The organism is Streptomyces sp. NPDC002032 (assembly GCF_042890765.1).
Taxonomy (GTDB): domain Bacteria; phylum Actinomycetota; class Actinomycetes; order Streptomycetales; family Streptomycetaceae; genus Streptomyces.
Map to the genome: position 1 here is coordinate 40,412 of NZ_JBIASM010000025.1, position 21,856 is coordinate 62,267.

The window sequence follows — 21,856 nt, forward strand, 5'->3', positions numbered from 1 at the left end:
TCGAACTTCGGGGTCGCTTCAGTCGCTGCGCGACGGAGCAACACGCCCCTGATCGGTACCAGCTACGAACGCGGTGGGTGGACCAGCGGTTGCTGGTCGAGCCGCAGACCAACCGCGAGGAGAACTTGACCAGGAGGCGATCGCGCGCCGTCCGCACAGCCTCGACGATCTGCCGGGACTGCTCCAAGGAGCGGATCGCGGAGCGGAGGTCGGGCCCGAGGCCGGTCAGGGCTGCACGCTCAGCGGCGGGGTGTGGTGGAGCTGACGACAACTCACCTCAGGCAGGAGTCCAGCCCGGTGGCCCTGCACGAAGCGGCGCAGGGTGTCGTCAGCCGAAGCAGCCGCCTGTCGGCGTGGCTGTGCAGCCGTAGGCGGACCATCGACTTTCTGCCACCATCGTGGCAGTTTGGCCAGAGATCCATGGATCAGCTGCCACGACTGTGGCAGCATCGGTTTTGCAACAGCCTCTGCGTCGGCGCCCCTGCGGGTGCCGGGGTGATTCGTCCAGCGCGACTTCGGGGGACCAGCCGGTGACAGAAGCCTTCCCTCTACCGACCGTGGTCGCCTCGCAGTTGGCCGCAGCCGTCGAACGGGTCGTCGACCTGGGAGCCAAGCTGGGCCGCAGCCGCGACGAGGTCCTGGATCCGGACAAGCTACGCCTCGCCTCAGGAGTCCCGCTCGACGTCGTACGAGCGCTCCTCCACGGGCGGCCCGCAGGCGAGCCGGACATCCACAAGCGGTTCCGGCAGCGGCTCGACCTGCTCCACGGGACGTACCTCAAGGAGAACGGCCGCAGGTTCTCGCACGGGGAGATCGCCCGGCAGAGCGGCATCTCCCGGCAGCAGGTACAGGCACTGTTCGGCGGAGACCGGCGCCCGACGATGGACCACTGCGCACGGCTGGAGCGGTTCTTCGAGCGGCCCGCAGGCGCCCTCCAGTCGGAGGACGCCGAGGCGCTGAGCTGCGCCCTGGCCGTCATCGAGAAAACGCTGCTCCAGGAGTACCAGGAGCACAGTGAACGCGGCGTCCTGGCGGAGCAGTCGGCCGGCGCCGGGCGGTCGAGTCTCTACGAGCGGCACGGCGTCGACGGCATCGCGCTGCGCGCCGCCCTGCTTCCCGATCAGGGGCGCACCAAGTTGCTCGAATGGCTCGACAACTACATGGACGAGCGCGCGGCGGAAGGCAATGAGGACCCGCCCGGCGATGCGTCCTGAGGCGTGCTGTCCGGTACGCGCCAGGGGACTGGTCGGGCTGTGCCCCTTCGCCGGTCGTGACGCGGAGGGTTTGTGAAACGGTCGGCTGCTGTGCGGGGGCGGTGCGGGCTGGTCGGGTGGAATCCGCCAGGGCGCGAACTCCTGCCCTTCGCGGAACAGGGGCATGGGAGAGATACGTGTTCAAGCAGCGGGAGATTCGACAGTCCGTCGGCGCCCTCGTGGACGGGATCGGCCATCTGAAATCTCCGGTTCCGGCCGAGCAGGTCTGTCGCGCGCTCTGCGATGCCATGGGGCGGCGCCGGGGGCGCAGGATCGAGTTCCGCACCACGCCCTTCCCTCCGGGCACCGCCAGCGGTCTCGCACTGAACCTCGGGGAGCAGGACCTCATCATCGTGGAACGGAAGACCGTGGCCGAACACCAGATCATCATCACCGGGCACGAGTTACGCCACCTGGAGCTGGGCCACTGCCACCATCATGTGACGGAGGGCTCGGCAGCCGCCCGTCTTCTGCGCCACGACGCCGATTTACAAGCGGCGGTCGAGTTCGCTCTGGCCGTTGCCGGACGCCACAGCCCCGCCCTCCTGCAGCAGGACGCGGCTGCCGCCAGGAAGCACGAGGGAGAGGAACAGGCCGCGGAGCGCTATGGCCTCGAACTGGCACACGCCGTACGGCACCTGTTGGCTGCGCCCGACGCGCCCGTACTCGACCGTGGCACGACGTCCGGCCGCATCGCGGCCGCGCTCGGCCAGCACGGTATACGGGGCTGACCCGTGTCCGATCTAGCCTTCTTCATTCCCGCCGCGCTGGGGACCGTGGCCGTTCTCGTCCGGCTTCCCAGCCTGCGCAGAAACGCCCGCGATCCCCTTCTGCGGGCCGTGGTGGTGTTCCTGCTGACGTCCACGGGCGTCTTCTACTTCAGCGCGACCTCGATGATCGTCAAGGTCAACGAGGTAACGGGCGTGCCGAACTTCGCCGCGCCCCTCCTCTACTCGATCCTGATGGCCTGCTGTGGATCCGGCATCATCTTGATCATCAACTGGCGAGGAGGCCCGCCGGCCCGGATCCGCCGGGCTACACGCTGGTGCGCGGGAACCTACGCAGCCCTGGCCGTTGCGATGTTCGCGCTCTTCGCCCTCGGCGAGGCGCCCGTCGAACGACTGGAGGACCTGGACACCTACTACGCCACCACGCCGTACATCCGCGAAATGATCGTGCTCTACCTGATGGGCCACTCCGCCGCGGCGGTGATCATGGCGTCCCTGTGCCGGCGCTGGCTGAGCGGTGTGCCTCGGGAGCTTCGTGTGGGCCTGGGCCTCATGATCGCGGGCTACACCATCACCCTCGGCTTCGACGTGTGCAAGTTCGCGGCCATAGGCGCTCGATGGGCCGGAGTCGACTGGGACGTCCTCAGCACCAAAACGGCGCGGCCCTTCGTCACGGTTTCCTTCTGCTTCATCCTCCTCGGTTTCGGCGTCCCCCTCATCGTGCAGCGCTTCAAGGAGCCCTGGCGGGACTGGACCCGGTACCGCCGGCTGGAAACTCTGTCACGCCTGCTCCACGGGCTGACGCCAACCACGGCAGTGGTCAAGATCCCCCTGCTCTCCACGATGGGCGTACGCCGGCTGCATCGAGAATCGGGCATCCACGATGGACTGCTCACCCTCAACCCCTACTTCGACCTCGCCCTGCGTGCCCGCGCACTCGCCGACGCGCTGGCCCATGGTGCCGCCGACGAGAACGCCGCCGCGGAGGCGGACGCGGTCATGGTCATCGCGGCGGTCGACGCGCTGCGTGCCGACCCCGAGCGCCGCGTGATCGCGTCCTCCCGGGAACTTCAGCCGGAACCCGGTGAAAAGCGCGATCTCGTGCGGATCTCGTACGCGCTGGCCCGGATCCTCCTTTCCGGGGATCAGGGCAGGTCGATCCCTGAGAGGGAGCACGCATGACCACCGTCTACTTCTACCTTCTCGTCGGTGTCCTCTGCGCCGCCTTCGCCCTGAGGGCGCCCGAACTCGTCAGACACTGGCGCGATCCCCTCGTGCGTTCCGTGGCCCTGCTCCTGCCGCTGGGCGCCGCCATCTTCTTCTTCGCGGCGCCGCCGACGATCTCCCAGGTGAATACCCTCACGGGCATCCCCAACTTCTCGGTTCCGCTGGTCTACGGCATCGTCACCGCTGGCAGCGCAGCGCTCATCAACCTCACCATCACCTGGCGCGGAGGCGCGGAGGACCGCCGCCGGGCCGCCACACGCTGGTGTGTCTGCATCTACGGAGCGCTGATCGCGACACAGTTCACCCTGTTCGCCCTCGGAGACCCGTCCGAGGAACGCCTCCGGGATTTCGACACCTACTACGCCACCACCCCGTACCTCCGGGAGATGGTCATCCTCTACGTACTGGCCTATGGGCTGGCGAACCTGGTTCTGGCCCGCCTGTGCTGGCGCTGGTCCCGTGAGATCTCGGGCCTCCTACGGAACGGGCTGCTCCTCATCGTGACCGGCTCGGTCCTGAGCATGGGCTACGTCGCGTGCAAGCTCCTGGCCATCGGCGCGCGATGGACCGGCCACGACTGGGACGGCGTCAGCACCACCGTCGCCCCGACGGTGTCCTCACTGGCCTCGCTCCTCCAGTGCATCGGCCTCGTCCTGCCCTCCGCGAGCCAGGGCGTGATGGGTCTGTGGCGTCGGTGGTCCCAGTACCGGCGCCTGCGCCCGCTGTGGCTGACCGCGCGCGCGGTGACCCCGTACGAACTGGTGCGCATTCCCTGGAGCTCCTCGCTCAGCAAGCGCCAGCTGCGCCGCACCTGCGATATCCGCGACGGCCTCCGGCTGATCGTGCCCCGTCTCGGCCGCCACACGGATGGAGAGAGACAGGCGGACGCGCTCCCCAGCGCACTGAAACCGGATGCGGCACACCACGTCGCCCTGGTGGGCGCGGCGCTCGACGCCTTGCGCGGTACCCAGGCCGACCCAGGGGAATGCAGCATCGAGGACATGCTCTCGGGCGACGACGAACAACTCCTGCGACTCTCGGACGCCCTGCGCGTCCTGGCTGTTCTCGAGAAGACCTCCGGCCGGGAATCGGGGCGGCCATCGCCCCTCCAGGGGACCGCCGACCTCGCCGGACCACTCACCGAAACTCCGCCGACACGCCTGGGCAGCGCGGATGGCTGACTGACCCGACCTGACACCACACCCTTCACACGCCATCCGTCCTGTCCGGGTCCGGATTGGCCCCCTTCTTCCGACAACGATGCCGCACGCCCTCGGCGGCCCGCGAGAGAGCAGCCACATGACCCACCCCAGCAACACCCCCACGGTGGCGGTACGGCGCCGGGCCATCGTCATCGGCGGCGGTCTGGCCGGAACTCTGGCAGCCGCCGCGTTGCGCGAGGTGGTGGACGAGGTCCTCATCGTCGAGAACGACGAACTGCCGCCCGGCCCCGGCCCCCGTAAGGGACTTCCCCAGGCAAGCCACGCACACATGTTCTGGAGCAGCGGAGTACACGCTGCCGAAGCCCTTCTCCCCGGCGTCACCGACCGATGGATGGCCGCCGGTGCCAACCGCATCCCGATACCCACCGGCATGGTCGGATTCACTCCCGAGGGCTGGCTCCGCCGCTGGAGAGCCGAGACCGCCTTCCTGATCGCTTGCAGCCGCAACCTGCTGGACCACGTTGTACGCGACCTCGTACTGGCCGACACGAGGGTGACCGTCCTTCAGCGCACCCGCGTCGAGGGCCTCACCGGCACGGCCGCCCGCGTCACCGGCGTTCGCATCAGGGGGGCGGACGGCCGGGAAGCCGCCCTGGAAGCCGACTTCGTCGTCGACGCGAGCGGGCGGGGCTCGCGGGCCCCACGTCACCTGGCGGAGCTGGGGGTCAAACCCGCACCCGAGCGCTCACTGGACCTGGGCCTGACGTACGCCACCCGTGTCTTCCGCGCACCGGAAGGAACGGCCGGGTTTCCCTTGGTCGTCGTGCAGTCCGACCCCCGGACGGCACGCCCCGGCCAGAGCGCCAGCATCCTCCCCATCGAGCACGGCCAGTGGATCGTCACCACAGCCGGAACCAGAGGAGGCGAGCCCACGGCCAACAGCGAGGACTTCGAGCCGTTCGCCCGCGGGCTGCGCCACCCCATCATCGGCGAGATCATCTCCGGATTGGAGCCGTTGACCGACGTCACGGTCAACCGCAGCACCCGCAACACCCGCCGCTACTTCGAACACGTCAGGAACTGGCCGGAACGGTTCGTCGTCATCGGCGACGCCCTGGCGGCGTTCAACCCCATCTACGGGCACGCCATGTCCGTGGCCGCCCAGGCCGCGCTCGCGCTCCGCGACCTTGCGTCAGCCGACGGAGTCGACGCGCCCCATCTCGCACGACGAGTCCAGAGGGCCATGGCCAAACCGGTCGCGGCAGCCTGGGACCTGGCACTGGGACACGACGTGTTCTATCCGGGAGTCCAGGGAAGCGCCCAGAGCACCCCGACGCGCAAGGACAAGGTCCTGTCCGGCTACACCTACCGCCTGCTGAACACATGCTGCGGCAGCTTCACCATGACCAAGGACTTCTTCGACGTCACCTCCCTCCAGGCCCCGCTGACCACCCTGGTCAAGCCGCGCGTCCTCCTCGGCGCCCTGCGCGGCCCCCTGCGGCCGCCGCTGAGCGGACCGCCCCTGACGGCCCAGGAGCTGGCGTCCGTACGGACCGCCGACCCGAAGTGAGAGGGAACGCCAGGCGCGTGAGTGCGGGACATAGGTGAAACTTCAGTCGCTTCAGTCGCTCCGAGGGGGATGAGATGCCCGCCGAACTGCGGTCTTCCCGCAGCGACTCAGGACAACCGATGCCTGAGCGCCCAGTCGCCGGTCTCCGGCTGGCCCGCTGGTGCGTCGCAGGCGGCTGGCCCGTGCTCCCCCTCACCCCCGGTCGCAAGACCCCTGCCGCGAACTGCCGCGACTGCGCCACCCCGGGCCATACCCACAGCGGCTGCCCCTGCCTGCCCGGCGGCCGCTGGTGCCACGGCTTCCACGCCGCGACCCTCGACGGCCGCCGTATCGAACGATGGTGGGGACGTACCCCGTCCCCGGGAGTCGGCGTCGCCTGCGGGCCGGCCGGCCTGGTCGTCATCGACATCGACGCCCACTTCGGCGAACTTCCCCCGCGCGACAGGATCCTGCCCGGCATCCCCGTCGGCGAGCACATCGACCTGTCCGGCCTGACCACCGGATACCACTCCCTCGCTGTACTCGCGGCGCTGCGTGGCCACACATCCCCGGCCGAGGACGCCTCCACCCTGCGCGTCCGTACTCCCTCCGGCGGCATGCACATCTGGTACGAGGTCACGGACGGCCGCCGCTGGCAGTGCTCCACCGGCTCAGGCAGGCGCGCCCTGGCCTGGCAGGTCGACGTACGCGCCCACGGCGGCTACATCATCGCCCCCGGTACGACGACCACCGCCGGCACCTACCGGCCCGTCGGCACCGCACTACGGCCCGCCCCGCTGCCCGCCTGGCTCGCCGAGGAGCTGCGGCGCACCGGCCACCTGGCGGTACCCGCCGCCGCGACCCCCCGGCGGGTACCGCCCCGGGCCCGTCAGGCCGTCCTCGCCGCCGGCGGAGGCCAGGACCGCACCTCTCGTCTCCTCGCCGCGCTCCTTTCCGACGTCGCGGCCTGCTCCCAACTCCCGGAGGGGGCCGGGTTCACGGAGAAGCTGAACCGGGCGGCCTACACCCTCGGCGGACTCGCCGCCGCGGGCCACCTCACCGGATCCGCCGCAGAGCACGCCCTGCGCGAGACGGCGGAAGCGGCCCGCCCCGGCCAGGACCGCCGTACCGGTCAGATCATCCGCAGCGGCATGGCCGCCGGCGCCCAGCGCCCCCTGCACCTTGGAGACCGTCGATGAACCTGACCACCGGTACGCACGGCTCCCGCTACGCATTCGACCCCGAGGCCGTCGCCGCGCAGATCCTTGCCCAGAGCAGGCCGGCACCCGTCCCCGCCCCCAGCACCACACCGGCGCACGCCACTCCCGTCGGCCTCCTCCCCGACACCCTCACCGACCGCGGCAACGCCAAGCTCTTCGTGCGCCTCTACGCGCGCGACTACCAGTACGTGCCCGGGCTGGGCTGGTACCGGTGGGACACCACCCGGTGGCAGGCCGATGAGGACGACACCGTTGTCTGGGCGGCCGGTGACCTCGCCGAAGCCATTGCGACCACCGACCCGCGAGGTGTCCACAGCGACCAGGCCCTGCAAAAGCACCGCCGCCGAGCCCTCAGTACTTCCGGTATGAACGCGATGCTCACCCAGGCGAAGGCCGCCCCGGGCATGGTTCTGCGCGCGGAACTCCTCGATGCCGATCCCTATGCCCTGTGCACCCCGGCCGGGATCGTCGACCTCCACACCGGACTCGTCCGCACTCCGCGGTCGGACAAGGACTTCCACTCCCGATCGACATCCAGCGGCCCGAAGTCGCAGCCCACGCCGCGCTGGGACCGGTTCCTCGCCGACACCTTCGGTGACGACGCCGAAGGCCGGGAGATGATCGACTTCCTGCACCTGCTGCTCGGCTACTCCCTCACCGGCGACGTCGGCGCCCAGGTCATGCCCTTCCTCTTCGGCACGGGCCGCAACGGCAAGTCCGTACTCCTGGACGTCCTGATGAAACTTCTCGGCGACTACGCGGATGCCGCCCCGCCCGGCTTCCTGATGGCCCGCGCCTTCGACGGCCATCCCACCGAGCTCGCCGAACTCCACGGCCGTCGGGTCATCGTCTGCTCCGAGGTCAAACCCGGCGACAAGTTCGACGAGGCCCGCGTCAAGCTCCTCACCGGCGGCGACCGGATCAAAGCCCGCCGGATGCGACAGGACTTCTTCTCCTTCGCCCCCACCCACAAACTGTGGCTCATCGGAAACCACCGCCCCGAGGTCGGCACCGGAGGCTTCGCGTTCTGGCGCCGCATGCGCCTGGTCCCGTTCGAGAACGTCGTCCCCGACGAGAGGAAAATCGACAACCTCGCCGACATCCTCGTCACCGAAGAAGGCCCCGGCATCCTCGCCTGGCTCATCGACGGAGCCCGCCGCTACCTCGCCGGCGACCGCGACCTCACCGGCCCCGCCCCCGTCCGCATCGCCACCACCGCCTACGCGGAAACCGAAGACCACACCGGCCGCTTCTTCGAGGAATCCTGCACCTTCCGGCCGGGCCTGCGCACCGAACAGGCCCTCCTCTACACCGCCTACCGCACCTGGTGCCAGAATGAAGGCACGCCCGCCGTCTCCTCCCGAGCCTTCGCGGCCCGCTCACGGGAACTGGCGGGCATCGCCTCGCCCAAGGAAATGCTCCTGTCCAACTCGAAGAAGTACTACCCCGGCATCGGACTGCTCGCAGAAGCGGAGAACGCGTGAGCTCCCTCCTCTCCGACGACGAGATCCACCACGAAATCGACCTCGTCTGGCTTGAGGACGTCACCGAACTCGACTACGTACGCCAGTCCCTCGACAGGCTCCTCAACCGCCGGGGCAAACCCCCCTACCACCGCGACGGCCGCCTCGTCGGCTACGCCCGCCTCGGCCCACAGGCAAGGTCGTCCCGCTCCAGCGGCACCTTCCGCCGCCGCGTGTTCTGGCTCCTGCCCCACGACCGCGACACCGTTCCCGACGGCCTCTACGCCACCGGCGCCCCAGCCGAAGCCGTCGACCCGACCACCCTGTCCGCCGGAAGCCGCGGCCGCAAAACCAACCGCTCCGAACGGCCCGCGCAAGCTGGTTGATCAACCCTGCGGCGGTCGGGGCGAACGCGCACGATAAGCCCTCGTGGCACCTGTGCCGCAACCACGCACGGACAACGGTCTGTGGGCCTCCGCCCGCCCTGAATGTCCTGCCCCGGCGAGAGCACCCCACACACCTCCATGCTGCCGAAGCCCGGAAGACGGGGCGCACGACAATCCGGAGGGGGCATCCCCGCGCGTGCCCTTGCCTTGGTCGGCATAGCCGCATCCTCATCGCCTGTCGCCGATTGGCGGCCCTGTTCAAGGCCTGAGCCGGTCCTGCTGTACGTCGAAGCAGACCAGCCCCATGGATTTCGCCACGGCTGTCGCGTAGGCAGAGGCCTCTCGGCGATGCTCCACCGCATCGGGAAGTGGATCAGCGGGCCACTGGCCTCGCCGATCAACGGGCTGCTCGACCAGGGCGAAGTGTCCTCCTCGCCCTCGGTGAGGTCGCACCACCACTCAAGCAGCGCCGCGACGTAGGCCGCTACACGTTCGGATGGAGGCTCCTCGACCTCGCTGTCGACATAGCGGTCGTGCAGGTCGCTGAAGACCCGGCCGGCGGTCTTGTCATCCGTCGGCCTCTCGCCTTCCCACACAGCCAAGTCGTAGCTCATGCTCGGAGGCTCTTTCACATGGCACTGACACGCATCTGCGCCGGTCGACAGTGCGGACTTCAGCCAAGTGAAGCGACGTCTTGACGTCCGGCGGCCGGCATCAGCAGCCTGGGAGTCCTCCGTGCACCCATCACTGCCGCTCGGCAGCGAGTACCAGGTACGGATCATGAAGTGGAGTTGCACGTCGTTCATCGACTCCGCCCCCAGTCCTTCGGCGTCCCGCACTGCGGCTGCGACCATCCGTGCCTCAGCGACAAGTTCGGGGTGGTAGTTGAAGCCTGGCCATGGAAGGACGGGATCATCGTTCTCCTCGCCGAACTGCCGCACCCACTCCATGTCGCCCAGGACCACAGCCAAGCCTGACGGGTAATGCTGACGCTGCCGATCACCGAGTGGCCGTTGTCCTATCGATCATGGTGGGCGTGAGTTCGAGTGTGGTTGCCCGGCCGGGTGATCTTCTGAGGGTCCGGGCATGAAGGCAGGGCCTCCCGAACAGCTCGTGGGTGTCGAATCCATCCGAGCGTCAGGAGACCCTGGCACCGCAGACTTTCGTGCTGTCCACCGCTTCGTCCAACTCGTCTTCCCGGTCGTGTGACCGCCTCGCCCACGTGTACGCGAACGCGGGCGATCGTCCGGGCCGGGAGCCTCGGTATGCGTCGGACATGACGGACGCGGAATGGGCCGCGGTCCGTGCCGCGCTTCCGGTGCAGGCCTGGCTGGAGGGCAGGGGCGGGCAGCCGGAGGGGTATTGCCACCGGCAGATGGTCGACGCGGTCCGCTACCTGGTCGCGGGCGGTATCTCCTGGCGGTCGGCGCCCGCGGACTTCCCCACGTGGGATCGCGTTTATGCCTTCTTCCGACGCTGGCGCGACAAGGGCTGGACGGCCGAGTTCCACGACCCGGCTGCGGGACCGGATCCGTGCAGCGGCCGGACTCGACCGGGAACCGACCGCGGGCATCATCGACGCCCGGTCGGTCAAGGCGGCTGCGTCGGTGCCGGCCGCGACCAGGGGCTTCGACGGCGGCAAAAAGGGTCAACGGCCGCAAGCGCCGCATCGTGGTGGACACCCTCGGCTGCTCCTGGCCGTCACGGTTACGGCGGCGTCCGTCACCGACCGGGACGCGGGACAAACCCTGCTGGCCCGGCCGCGCGAGCGGTACTGGCGCATCACGCTGGTCTGGGCCGACGGCGGCTACACCGGCCAACTCGTCGACTTCGCCCGCAACGTGCTGCGGATCGCGCTGACTGGCCCGCGTCAAGGAGGGCCGCATGCCTGAGCCGACCGCCTCGGTCATCGATACCCAGAGCGTCAAGACCTCCACCAACCTGCCTGTGAACAGCCAGGGAACCGACGCCGCGAAGGAGATCGCCGGACGGAGGCGGGGCATCCTCGACACGATCGGCCTGATCCTCGCCGTGACCGTCGCAGGCGCCGGCCTCTCCGAGAACGCCATGGGAATACGTCTCCTCGACCAGGCGAAAGCGACCTACCCGACCCTTTCGAAAAGCTGGGTCGACACCGGCTTCAAGAACGCCGTCGCCGGACACGACGCCCACCTGGGAATCGACGTCGAAGTCGTCAACCGCAACCCGGAAAAGCGCGGCTTCCATGTCGTGAAAGATGCTGGGTAGTAGAGCGGAGTATTGGCTGGATCATGATGCACTGCCTCCTCGCCCGCGACTACGAGACCCTCACAACCAGCTCCGAAGCCATGATCCATATCGCCTCCATCGACAACCTCAGCAAGCGCATAACGGACGAAACCGCACCAACCTGGCGAGGGGGCTACTAGGAGATAAATGGCAATCCGCCTAGATTAAACGCCCGCTCAGACACCGGATCGCCAGGTGACATTGCCTGGCGGCGCTGTCGGCGTCACATCGTGATCCCGTATATGCGTAGGTGCGCAGTGCCGCCGTCCTCATAGTCGACTTTGACGCGTATGATATCCGCGAGCTCGTGGCCGTGCCGGTCCTTGAACGGCACCGGGTACACCCCCGGCTCCGCGCACAGCTGGGAGTCCACGCAGTGCCGACGGAGCTCCATGTCCGGGTACGCGTCCCGCAGCCACCTCTGCGTGGCTTCGCGTGGCGCGCGCAGGTCCAGTTGGTAGTCCAGGCCCATGAAGCTGCCCATGGTGCATCGGCGGTCATAGGTTCCGTCGGGCAGTCGGGAGGCGCGGAGGAAGTGGGCGGCCTCGGCGCAGGGTGTGCCGAGACTGCTGGTGATGCTCCCGGCCGTCCAGTACCAGAGGTACCAGCCACCGGCTCCGAACAGAGTCACGCTGGCGACGGCGAGGGTTAAGCCGATGCGCTGGTGTCGGGTGAGTGTCATAGGGATACCTCCGGGGCTCTGTTGATTGAACATGTTCAAGGACGTAGCTCCGTGCTTTTCAGTTCCACCGGTAGGGCCGGCGGCCGAACGGTTCTGCAGCCTGCGGCGCATGGCCGTCAACTGGGTACGCCGGCATCGTGTGGCGCGAGCAGATGAAGATGTGCGGGAGCCGCCAGGAGCCCTGCCAGACCGGGCCGGCCGGAATGTCTGCGGTGTCGGCGAGGCAGTCGGGGCAGTAGCGGCTGAAGGTGGTGGACACCCATCCGCTGTTGGCCATGTCCATAGAGCTCGTAACGCAATCATGAATCGGGCCTGTTGAGGCGTCGCCAGCAGATGAGGGCGCAGGCGAGGGAGACGAAGGCGTCGTGGAGTTCGGTGCGGCGTTCCCATCGGACGGCGAGGCGTTTGAACTGGTGGAGCACGGCGAAGGTCTGCTCGACCACGTAGCGGAGTTTGCCCATGCCCTTGATGTTCGGGGCTCCCCTGCGGGAGATGACCGGCAGGATCCGGCGTTTACGCAGCTCATCGCGGTTGGGGTTGGAGTCGTAGCCCTTGTCTCCGAGCAGGGCTTCCGGACGCCTTCGGGGTCGGCCGGGGCGGCCGGCGACAGGTGGGATGCCGTCGACCAGGGCGAGGGTCTGGGTGACGTCGTTGACGTTGGCCGCGGTCGTGATGACTTTCAGCGGGGGTGCCGCGTCCGTCGCAGATCAGGTGGTGTTTGCTGCCTGTCTTCCGCCGGTCGACCGGCGACGGACCGGTGTCGGAGCCCCATTTTTCGCACGGATGTGGGAGCCGTCCACGCACGCCCTGGACCAGTCGAGGCGGCCGGCCGCGTTCAACTTGGCAAGGAGGATGCGGTGCAACTGGTCGAAGACCCCTGCCTGCTGCCACCGCTCCAGCCTTCGCCAGCAAGTCTTCCCTGAGCCGAACCCCAGCTTCAGCGGGAGGAGTTGCCAGGCGACGTCGTTGTGCAGGACGTAGAGGGTGCCCTGCAGACACAGCCGGTCCGCCACTGGCCGCGGCCCCGGCGACCTCTCCGGCCACGGTGGCAGCAGCGGCTCGATCAAAGCCCACAAGTCGTCGTCCACGATCCACGGCCGAGTACTCACACCGTCTCAAACGGGCGAATCGTCACACCGGTCACGGCTGACCAGGACATCTCACCAAGATCCTGTTACGAGCTCGTCGGCTCCGAACCAGAAGTGCTGCCGGCCGGGGCCGGGTAGCTGAACGCACTGATTGCCGCGCCCGGGGTTATCGGGGCGTGAGCCAGGGCGGTGTCGGGCATGACGGTTTCTCACGTGTGGGCCACTGCGCCGATCGCGGCAGCGACCGCGGTCCGTGTCTCGATGGCAGCGGCTTTCATGAGGCATGGTCTCGCCAATCAGTGGTCACTTTGAGTCCGTTGCATGGGATATCAAATGCCCTGTTCACAGGCCCAGCCAGCTTCCCAACCGCAGGTGGAGGCATGGGCCTGAATTGGCCAACCCTCGTCGAGTCGGTTCCGGATGCCGAAAATCCGGTGGCTGTCAACAGCTGAAGGTCCTAACGTCCAGCCAGGCTTCGCCTTGATCGCACTTCGGACTGCCTTGGGAGAAAGGATAAGGTTCCCGGTGGCCGGATTGAGTGCAGGATGTGCGATCCGAACAAATTCATATCCGATTTGGGGGGCGTATGAGAAAGTTCGGAACGCTGGCCGCCGCTATCGCACTTGTGGCGGCGTGCGCAACGTCGGCTAGCGCCGACGGAGAGTCGCCGCAGCAGATGGATTTCGCAAACTCCGATCCGCAGCGCGCCTGCAAGATAATCAACGATTCAGAGTTCAAGTTCGCCATATATTACGGTTCCGGGCAAACAGGCTCGTGGCGGACCATCGGTTACAACGTGTACGACTTTGCTTCGGTCCAGGCGAGCTGGGACCTCAGGTACTACCCACTCTGGTTCTGTGGTACCGGAGCCGGAACGCCTCCGCGTGGTTACGGTGAGGGAATCAAGAACAATGCGGCCTCGGGTGACAACTGGCACTACAAGTACTGGGCCAGAATTCATTTCAGTCGAGGCTACAGCGGCCCCCGGGATGAACTGCCGCCACTGAACGACACTCAATACCGGTTCAACTACGTCTACAACGAGAACGCATCCTTCTCTTGGGGGTAGCGGACCTGACTCGGATTCTGAGGAGACAAAGAATGAAATGCCGGACCGGAATCAAGGGTTTTGTCGTGCCTGCAAGCGTGGCCCTCCTCGTAGCGGGATTAGGGGTTGGCGGCTGGCAGGCACTGCAGGGTCAGGACCCACACCGGAGAGGATCCGACAGCCCAAAGCTGGGGCGCGTGGCGGCAGCTGTCGTGGGGAAGCCGGACGACGTGGCGACGTGGCGCCTCCCGCTGGAGGCCTACACCCCCGGGGCCGGAGACATGAAGAAGGTCGGGGCCGCACGGGACATTCTGATCGATGCTTGCATGGCTTCCGCGGGCTACCCCGACTGGACGCCCGCCCCGGACTTGCCGCAGCTCGACGGTGCCTCCGCGATGGACTCTCGCTATGGGATACACAAGGCTGAGCTGGCTGCAAAGCGCGGATATCATCCGGACGAGGCGATTCAGAGGGAATACGATGCTGCGGTCAGTGTCGGTGCGGTTGACTCGTCGGGCGCAGATCAGAAGGTCCTGATGAAATGTGCCGGCGAAGCCGACGCCAAGGCGCCCCAGCTCAAGAAATCGACCGCGGCGACCCAAGTCGACGCCGACTCTTTCCGGCAGTCACTCAAGGATCCGGCAGTGGTCGACGTCTTTTCCAGATGGTCGGCATGCATGAAATCCAAGGGGTATGATTACGCGACTCCGGCAGATGCGCGCGACGACCCACGGTTCATCGACAAGAATGTCGTCACCGATCTTGAAATAAAGACGGCAACCGCTGACGTGGGTTGCCGGAGGGAGCATAAAGTCGAGAAAATTTGGTTCGACGTCGAGACGCGGATGCAACAGCAGGCGATCAAGAAGGATCAGATTTCGTTCGAGAGCCTGAAGAAAACCAATCAGGCGTCCATAGATAAATCATCCTCGGTGCTTTCGGATGCCGGGAGTCGAAACTGAGGCGTGGGTTTGGTCGGGGTTGATCCATCGGGATTTACTCCGGTCTGCCCCGGCAGGTGTCTAACTGCCCGTAGATGGGGGGCCACCCTTCTCTCAGCGGCATGCCTACAGGATCACCTGCTCCTCAGTGAGGGCTCGATGAGGTGTGTGCTCTGCTTCGGGGGCCCTGGAGAGCCTGCGAGGGTAAGGGCAGGAGTTCCGCGGAGGAGTCGACCGGGGTGGTGAAGCGGTAGTTGAAGTTGTTCTGGTCGAAGGTGTCCTCGTGGCACGGTGTCCGGCTGGGTTCAGCCTGGTGTCCCGGATGGCGGCGTCGATGAAGCCGGTGGCCCCCCGCTGTGTCGGCACTCCCGTCCGCCGGTCCTTCTGGGAGACCTCGTTCCAGAATTCCTCCCAGTGGTGACCGACAGCCCTGGTCCGTGGGTTCTGCAGGCCCATCCGGGGCGCTTGCGGGCCCGAACGTATCGGCCACACCGCAGCGCGGCACGAAAGTAACCAGTTGCCCTGATCTACCGGGACGGATTTACCTGGCGTGGCTCATCTTCAGAGGCAGGCCAAGAAATGGGGGGATCGAAATTCGGACACACATATCCAGCCGAATCTGGACAGCCTTCGCAGTAGCGGCTCTGACGGCCGGAGCGCTGCCACCTGGAGTGGCCTGGGCAGGACCCCAACCGAGTCCTTCCACAGCCGCGGACGCAGGCCGCCTCGTGCGGACCGGTCAGCCTGAGCCGGGGCAGGAGGACACATCGAGGGTCGCGGACCCCGACAGCGTCTTACCGAAGGACTGGCGGACCTCGCCCGACCGGGTCGTAACGGTCCTCGGTGACGCAGAGGGCCTCCACGTACTGGCAGCGGACAGCACGACGGCCTACCAATGGGGCGAGGTCGCGACCTTGCGGGAGGACGGATTCGACTCTGATGCCTGGATCGGCAACATCTGCGTCACCGGATCCGGCAGACGCGCTGTCGTCGCCTACGCCCCCCGGACATTCACCAACAAGCCGATGCTCTTCGACCGGGGAGCCTTCACCGCCGTCGTAGATCTGGAGAAACGTACGGTCACCAAGCTGGCCCAACAGTCCTCACTCGCCTACTTCAACCCCGGCTGTGGCACGGGGGAGACCGCTGTTCTCACTCAAGCCGCAGACGAGGAAGTCGGAAAGACCCGGTTCCTCAGTGTGGACACCGGCACGGGAACCGTCACAGGCGATTTCACAGTGGCCGGGCAGGCGACTTCCGCCGTCCCGGTCCAGGAAGGCGTCGTCACAGCCATCGGTGACCGGCTGACCCGCGTCGGCCGCGACGGTCACGCCGAACTCATCGCCAAGACCTCGGGACCTGCCTTTCACATTCACCCGGATGCCGAGGGAGGAGTCGGATTCCTCGACCGCCGGGGCGACGAGGTCAGCGTCAAGCGGGCGGTCGCCGGAAGGACGACCGAGCTCGCCAAGGGCGGGCTCGGCAAGCTGAGCCTGACGGCCGGCACGCAGGGGCGTCTCTTCCTGACCGGCACGCCCCAGACGCTCGCCACGCTGCCCGCCGTCGTCAAACCCCTCAAGGCCGAGGTCGGAGCCACCACCTCGTCGCACGGCCGCCTCGTCCTGGACACCGCGGTGTCCTCGAGCCTGCGTACTCACGTGGCACAACCGCTGGCTCCCGTCGATCCTGCCGAGGGGGCTCCGTTCCGGATCGACGCCCATGTGCCGGGCACTGACAAGCAGCTGGCTTTCACGGTCCCGCAGTCGCCCGCCGCCACGGTGGGCGTCCGATCGCCGGCGCTGGCCAATGGGCCGAAGACATCGGCCTCGACTTCCCCGTCGGCAGCGGTACGGGCTCAGGCGACAGACTCCTCGAACACGACGTACGACCCGGAACGCACATGCGCGGTCCCTCGCAACGACCCGGCCCAGCAGGCCCTGCAGCCTACGCCCAATCAGGTCGAATGGGCTGCCGACATGGCCATCCGGGGAAACCTGACCAGCAACTACGTGGCCCAGGGCGGCTGGCGGGCGGAGGACGGGCTCGGTACCGCAGTCGCGCCGTCGGCGATGTTCCCCCAGTCCGCTCTTATAGGCGGCCCCGCCGGCAGCCGCATCCCCGCGCAGGTACTGCTCGGCGTACTCGCCCAGGAATCCAACCTCTGGCAGGCGTCGTACCACGCTCTGCCCGGTCAGACGGGCAATCCGGTGGTCGGCAACTTCTACGGCACCAACATCTACCCTGGCACGACCGGATACGACCCCGAGAAGGTTTGGACGGTCAACTGGGCCAAGGCCGACTGCGGCTACGGCATCGGTCAGCAGACCGACGGCATGAGCGTTCCGGGCCGTGTCCAGGAGCCCGGCAAGCCGCCGGCGATGTCTGCGGACAAGCAGCGCGCGGTGGCGCTGGACTATGCGGCGAACATCGCCGTGGCAGCGCAGACCCTGTCCGACAAGTGGAGCGAACTCCACATCCCTGGCCAGACGATCAAGGTCAACAACGACGATCCGAAGTACATCGAGAACTGGTTCGCCGCGGTGTGGAACTATAATCTCGGCTTCAACAAACCGGACGCGCAGGGCAAGTGGGGGCTGGGGTGGCTCAACAACCCGGCCAACCCGAAGTATCCGGCCGACCGGAACGCCTTCCTTGACAACAATCACTACGCGGACGCCGCCACACCCCAGAAGTGGCCCTACCCGGAGAAGGTGATGGGCTGGGCCGCCTTTCCCATTGACACAGGCCGTTCCTACAGCGACGCGGGTCAGCAGAACAGCGGGAACACTCACGGGTACCAGGCTGCGTGGTGGGCCGACGTCGCCTCCCGTACCGGGGCCATCAAGCCTCCACTGGACACCTTCTGCAACGCCACCAACGGCTGCAGTGCCGGCAGCCCTCCACAGTGCGGCACCGAGTACTGCTACAAGCAGTACTGGTACCACTCCGATGTCAGGTGGAAGGACTGCCCGGCTTCCTGCGGGAACGAGACCCTGACGTACAAGACGCTCCGCGCCGAACTCGGGCGCGGCAGCAGCGGCCAGCCCAACTGCTCGCTCTCCGGGATTCCCGCAGGCGCGCTGGTCATCGATGACGTGGCGCCGGGCGTACCCACCATGAGGGCGGGCTGTGGCAAGCCGTGGACGAGTGCAGGATCGCTGACCTGGGATTTCGCGCCCAGCTCTGGATCCACCACGACGTACGAGGGCAAGGAAGACCTGCACCAGGTGGGAGGCGGCCTTGGCTCCCACTTCTGGTTCGCCCACACCCGTGGCGGGGACAGCCGCATCACCCAGATGCGCGTCACCGGTACCTGGAGCCTCAACCGGGACCTCAACCAGTGGGCCCGCGTCCTGGTCCACCTGCCCGACACCGGTGCTGAGACCCACCAGGCCAGATATACGATCGGTCTCGGGGACGGCACCACACGCACCCGGTACCTGAACCAGAACTTCCGGTCCAACCGCTGGGTTTCACTGGGCACGTACCAGTTCAAGGGCACCCCGAGGGTCAGCCTCGGCAATGAGACCGCCGACGGAACCGCCGACCAGGACGTCGCATGGGACGCCGTGGCGTTCCAGCCGCTCGCCGCCAAGCCCCAGCACATGGTCGCGGTCCTGGGGGACTCGTATACCTCGGGCGAAGGCGCGGGCTCGTACTCCCCCGAGTCGGACGCCAACCACGGCAAGCCGAACTGGAGCGCCTGCAGGCGCAGCGACAACGCCTGGGCAAGGAAGCTCACGCTTCCCGGGCAGTCGGCAACGCTGGGTGCTCAAGCGGACAGTTGGAGCCCATCCGCGGAGCTCGGCTTTGTCGCATGCTCCGGAGCGATGACCAGGAACGTCTGGAGCACCGGGTACACACCCCAATCACAAGCATTCGAGGAAGGGCAATTCCGAGAGATCAACCAGGTTGATTCCGGAGTGCTGTCGGAGGACACGACGCTCGTCATGCTCACGCTCGGGGGAAATGACCGCGGAGGCTTCGCGGGGGCGATGACGGACTGCGCCGGGATGGGAAAGAACTGCAACGAGGATTCCGGCTTCATGCCCAAATACAAGGGGATCATCGACGACGACATGATCCCCAACGTGACGACCACCCTCCAGGACATCAGGAGCAAGGCGCCTCACGCGAAGATCGTTCTCATGGGGTACCCGGAGCTCCTCAGTACTTCGGTCAAGTGTGCGGGCTCTCTGTATTTCGAAATGCCTGAGGCGCGAGCCCTGGCCGAGTTGGTCAACTACGCCAACGGGAAGCAGAACGATCTCGTCAGCCAGAAGGTGGCCGCTGGCTGGAACATCGCCTACGCCAACCCAGTGGCCGCCTTCGGCGGCCACAGTGGCTGCGACGAACCCGAGTGGATCAACAAGATCGTTGTCGGGCCCAACGGAGACGGCGACTTCCACCAGGGAGATCCCGTGACAAAGGCTGGTGGCCAGTGCACACACGACTGGCTGCCGGAGGCCTGCCTGAGTCGCGAATCGTTCCACCCCAAGTCGGCGGGCACGACCGGATACGCGTCAGTGATGGCCAAGCGACTGCAAGAGATCGGCTATACAGGATAGTAAAGCGCCGTGCAGTCTGGTCTTCGTGACCTTCCCTCAGACACCACCTTCGCGGCGACCCTCGTCCACCGGCCGTCTGGCCGTGCGGATGGGGGTCGCCGTTCTCCTCTTCCTGGTCGTCGCGGCACTTGCCGTGATCGGAAGCCTGCTCTGGTGGCTGGGGAGGACTCTCCCCGAGGCCCAGCGCAGCCGCACACAGTGGCAACTGGAACACGACAAGACGGCGACCGGTCAGGCACTGCTGACAGCGGCTGGAGACGGCACCCTGACGGACGAGGAGATCCAGGCAGCGAACAAGGGCGGCCACTGGACCGTGCGGCGTGACGCGCAAGAGGTACGAGCGTCGGCACATTTCGTGGATGCCAACCTCGAACAGGAGTGCTGGTCCTTCGTGCTGAGCCTGCCTCTGGGGCCTCAGACGACCCTCAGGACGATCCGTGACGACGGAGCGTGTGCTCCTTCGGCACACCCGGCTGCGCCCTCATCAGGCCTGCCAGCCGGCTGAGAGCGCGTGGCCCACGGAGCTGCCGGCCGCGGGGCGGCGTATGACCGGTAGGGCGTCCGGCACGCCGACCTCCATGAATGGGTGACCGCCACACACGATGCCGGGATCTCACCCTCCGCTTGGTGGCCGGCCCTCCCCGGCGCGGCCTGCCGCCACCGACCGGCGGGAGCCCTACGGGACCTCGGGCTGGTGGCGGGAGTGGAGGCCACCGAGGAGCAACCGCGCCGGCCTTTCCGTGAGGGAGGCCCGCCCCCGGACGCCGAGCGACTTGTGGGCTGACCGGATCGCAGCAGGGGATTCCCTCAGGGTGGCACGGCGGGCCGGGGCAGTGGAGCGCCGGCTGACCGTTACCGGCGTCGACATCCTCTTCCGGCCGCATCCGACGATCAACCTCCCGCGGGAGCCGGGGACGAGGAGAGCCGCCCGGCGAATGAGGCGGCGCCCGCCCGAGATCGAGCGGGTGCTGGAGTGGATCGAGGACCACGTCACGGTGAGCCGGTTCGCCAAGGACGGCGTTTACCGGTTGAGGCCGTCCGGCGGGCAGGCCGCCGCCCGCTTCCGCCACTACGAATCGCGGGCCGGGATGCCCTTGCTCCACGACGACCTTTTGCTGTCGATCAAGGGACAGCGCCCGGGCGGGAAGTGGGGCTCGGCCCACTCCGAGTTCCTCTTGGGGAAGACAGTCGCTGCCGCCGCGCTCTACAACGAGCTGCTGGCCGCCGAGGCCTGCCAGTGGCTCGGTCTGGCTACTGAGCCGAGCACCGTAAATGTCGGCGCCGACCGTTGAAGGAGATCACGGGGGATCGCGCAGGAGCTGATCGCCTGGACTACAGGCGGCGCGGGCAGCAGATCGAGGCGTGCCGCAAGGGACCGGAGCGCGAGTACATCACCGCCGCCGACGACAACGGCGAGCCGACGTTCGCGTCGGCGGTCCCGGAGCAGGCCCGTACGAAGATGAACCAGATCGCCGCTCGCAAGATCCGGCCATACGCGCAGCTGTGACAATGGTGGAAATCGAACGCCATCCTGAGCTCTGGCGTTGCCTCCTACGTCATCACTTCGCTCTTCGAGCACGCACGCGCCACGGCCGTCGACGTCACGTGGCCGTGCTCGTGATGAACGGCGGCGGGTGCTTCCGCCGCCGGTACCCGCTCGCCGAAGCCCGCCGTCACCTCGCCCTCGTACTCCGCGGTCGCCGCCGCGACCCCGGCCCGGACGACCAGGCCATGGACGCAGCCCTCGCCGCGCACTGCATGGATATCCGCGAACCCAAGACCGTACGTGGTTTCATGCCGGATTGCCGCCTCCACACCGCCTGCCTGGTCCTGCCCACCCCGCCACCCAGCCGCTGACGCCGGCCTGCGACCGTACCTGACCCGAACATCACCCGCCCCCCGGCCAGCCCCAACACCACACACACATTCCACCTGCCGCGGGATGTGTGTGTGGAGGGGGGACATGCCCGCATCCCGTCGCACCACGACCGCGCGGTCATCGCGTCCACCATGCTCGCCGCCCGGCTGCGCGCGGCTCGCCGTACTGGCCGCGCGATGGAAGACGTCACCACCCACCAGCAGGGCCGCGAGGCCTGAGCAACTCCTCGGCGAGCACGGCCACTGCAGCGACGATCACGACGCCCGTCACGCCCGCCACATCCCGACCTCGGAGAGCAACTCGACCCGCTCCGGTGCAAGTGTGGCGGCCCCGCGGCGTTGGTTGTCGACCCACGTTGCGAGCCGCCCCACCGCCGCGCATACAGCAGCCTGT

19 protein-coding genes and 3 pseudogenes are annotated in these 21,856 nt (G+C 67.4%); 18 read left to right on the forward strand and 4 right to left on the reverse strand.

From position 1 onward, the window contains the following. The first annotated feature begins 557 nt into the window (after window positions 1-557). From ACFYYT_RS34035 to ACFYYT_RS34085, 11 genes and pseudogenes are all read left to right on the forward strand, one after another. Window positions 558-1,214 (forward strand): transcriptional regulator, encoded by a 657-nt coding sequence (locus tag ACFYYT_RS34035; RefSeq protein ID WP_388610412.1) that lies wholly within the window; start codon window positions 558-560, stop codon window positions 1,212-1,214. A 176-nt stretch (window positions 1,215-1,390) separates the two neighbouring features. Next, window positions 1,391-1,984: a toxin-antitoxin system, toxin component gene (locus ACFYYT_RS34040; RefSeq protein ID WP_351831172.1), complete on the forward strand. Its 594-nt coding sequence runs from the start codon at window positions 1,391-1,393 to the stop codon at window positions 1,982-1,984. 3 nt (window positions 1,985-1,987) lie between these two features. Further along, window positions 1,988-3,163 carry an MAB_1171c family putative transporter gene (locus tag ACFYYT_RS34045; protein WP_351831175.1) on the forward strand — a complete coding sequence of 392 codons (1,176 nt, stop codon included), beginning with the start codon at window positions 1,988-1,990 and terminating at the stop codon, window positions 3,161-3,163. Further along, window positions 3,160-4,389 carry an MAB_1171c family putative transporter gene (locus tag ACFYYT_RS34050; protein WP_351831177.1) on the forward strand — a complete coding sequence of 410 codons (1,230 nt, stop codon included), beginning with the start codon at window positions 3,160-3,162 and terminating at the stop codon, window positions 4,387-4,389. Before ACFYYT_RS34045 ends, ACFYYT_RS34050 begins: the two co-directional genes overlap by 4 nt. A 118-nt stretch (window positions 4,390-4,507) precedes the next feature. After that, the gene (locus ACFYYT_RS34055; protein WP_351831179.1) at window positions 4,508-5,941 is read left to right on the forward strand and encodes an FAD-dependent oxidoreductase; all 1,434 of its coding nucleotides are present in this window, start codon (window positions 4,508-4,510) and stop codon (window positions 5,939-5,941) included. Window positions 5,942-6,060: 119 nt separating this feature from the next. After that, window positions 6,061-7,119 (forward strand): bifunctional DNA primase/polymerase, encoded by a 1,059-nt coding sequence (locus ACFYYT_RS34060; RefSeq protein ID WP_351831181.1) that lies wholly within the window; start codon window positions 6,061-6,063, stop codon window positions 7,117-7,119. Continuing rightward, a complete protein-coding gene (locus ACFYYT_RS34065; protein ID WP_388610417.1) occupies window positions 7,116-8,624 on the forward strand; it encodes a phage/plasmid primase, P4 family in 1,509 nt (502 codons plus the stop codon). The genes ACFYYT_RS34060 and ACFYYT_RS34065 overlap by 4 nt, the downstream gene beginning before the upstream one ends. Further along, on the forward strand, window positions 8,621-8,989 hold the full coding sequence (locus tag ACFYYT_RS34070; RefSeq protein WP_388610420.1) for a DUF6009 family protein: 369 nt from the start codon (window positions 8,621-8,623) through the stop codon (window positions 8,987-8,989). Before ACFYYT_RS34065 ends, ACFYYT_RS34070 begins: the two co-directional genes overlap by 4 nt. Before the next feature lie 1,276 nt (window positions 8,990-10,265). Further along, window positions 10,266-10,436, forward strand: a pseudogene (locus tag ACFYYT_RS34075) (transposase); the annotation flags it as partial. A gap of 13 nt (window positions 10,437-10,449) precedes the next feature. Further along, complete coding sequence (locus ACFYYT_RS34080; protein ID WP_351827253.1) at window positions 10,450-10,881, forward strand: transposase; 432 nt, start codon at window positions 10,450-10,452, stop codon at window positions 10,879-10,881. Then, window positions 10,850-11,397: pseudogene (locus ACFYYT_RS34085) on the forward strand (transposase); the annotation flags it as partial. The gene ACFYYT_RS34080 and the pseudogene ACFYYT_RS34085, both read left to right, overlap by 32 nt. 83 nt (window positions 11,398-11,480) lie before the next feature. Here the strand turns inward: ACFYYT_RS34085 and ACFYYT_RS34090 are convergent. The 3 genes and pseudogenes from ACFYYT_RS34090 to ACFYYT_RS34100 form a co-directional block, all read right to left on the reverse strand. Continuing rightward, window positions 11,481-11,939, reverse strand: a complete 459-nt coding sequence (locus ACFYYT_RS34090; RefSeq protein WP_351827250.1) for a hypothetical protein — start codon at window positions 11,937-11,939, stop codon at window positions 11,481-11,483. 58 nt (window positions 11,940-11,997) lie between these two features. Continuing rightward, window positions 11,998-12,222: a TniQ family protein gene (locus tag ACFYYT_RS34095; RefSeq protein ID WP_362860683.1), complete on the reverse strand. Its 225-nt coding sequence runs from the start codon at window positions 12,220-12,222 to the stop codon at window positions 11,998-12,000. Between the two features lie 16 nt (window positions 12,223-12,238). After that, window positions 12,239-13,048: pseudogene (locus ACFYYT_RS34100) on the reverse strand (IS5 family transposase). Between the two features lie 565 nt (window positions 13,049-13,613). On the opposite strand from ACFYYT_RS34100, the gene ACFYYT_RS34105 reads away from it, so the two are divergent. From ACFYYT_RS34105 to ACFYYT_RS34130, 6 genes are all read left to right on the forward strand, one after another. Beyond that, a complete protein-coding gene (locus ACFYYT_RS34105; RefSeq protein ID WP_351827245.1) occupies window positions 13,614-14,096 on the forward strand; it encodes a hypothetical protein in 483 nt (160 codons plus the stop codon). Between the two features lie 176 nt (window positions 14,097-14,272). Further along, window positions 14,273-15,037: a hypothetical protein gene (locus ACFYYT_RS34110; RefSeq protein ID WP_351827243.1), complete on the forward strand. Its 765-nt coding sequence runs from the start codon at window positions 14,273-14,275 to the stop codon at window positions 15,035-15,037. Between the two features lie 707 nt (window positions 15,038-15,744). Continuing rightward, on the forward strand, window positions 15,745-19,584 hold the full coding sequence (locus ACFYYT_RS34115; RefSeq protein WP_351827240.1) for a GDSL-type esterase/lipase family protein: 3,840 nt from the start codon (window positions 15,745-15,747) through the stop codon (window positions 19,582-19,584). Window positions 19,585-19,609: 25 nt separating this feature from the next. After that, entirely contained in the window at window positions 19,610-20,089 is a 480-nt protein-coding gene (locus tag ACFYYT_RS34120; RefSeq protein ID WP_351827237.1) for a hypothetical protein, read from the forward strand. Window positions 20,090-20,519: 430 nt separating this feature from the next. After that, window positions 20,520-20,876 (forward strand): relaxase domain-containing protein, encoded by a 357-nt coding sequence (locus tag ACFYYT_RS34125; RefSeq protein WP_351827234.1) that lies wholly within the window; start codon window positions 20,520-20,522, stop codon window positions 20,874-20,876. Continuing rightward, window positions 20,873-21,091: a hypothetical protein gene (locus ACFYYT_RS34130; protein ID WP_351827232.1), complete on the forward strand. Its 219-nt coding sequence runs from the start codon at window positions 20,873-20,875 to the stop codon at window positions 21,089-21,091. The genes ACFYYT_RS34125 and ACFYYT_RS34130 overlap by 4 nt, the downstream gene beginning before the upstream one ends. A 44-nt stretch (window positions 21,092-21,135) precedes the next feature. Here the strand turns inward: ACFYYT_RS34130 and ACFYYT_RS34135 are convergent, their stop codons facing one another. Beyond that, window positions 21,136-21,399, reverse strand: a complete 264-nt coding sequence (locus ACFYYT_RS34135; protein WP_351827230.1) for a hypothetical protein — start codon at window positions 21,397-21,399, stop codon at window positions 21,136-21,138. Window positions 21,400-21,534: 135 nt separating this feature from the next. On the opposite strand from ACFYYT_RS34135, the gene ACFYYT_RS34140 reads away from it, so the two are divergent. Then, window positions 21,535-21,681, forward strand: coding sequence for a hypothetical protein (locus ACFYYT_RS34140; RefSeq protein WP_351827227.1), 147 nt, complete (start codon window positions 21,535-21,537; stop codon window positions 21,679-21,681). Window positions 21,682-21,856: the final 175 nt, after the last annotated feature.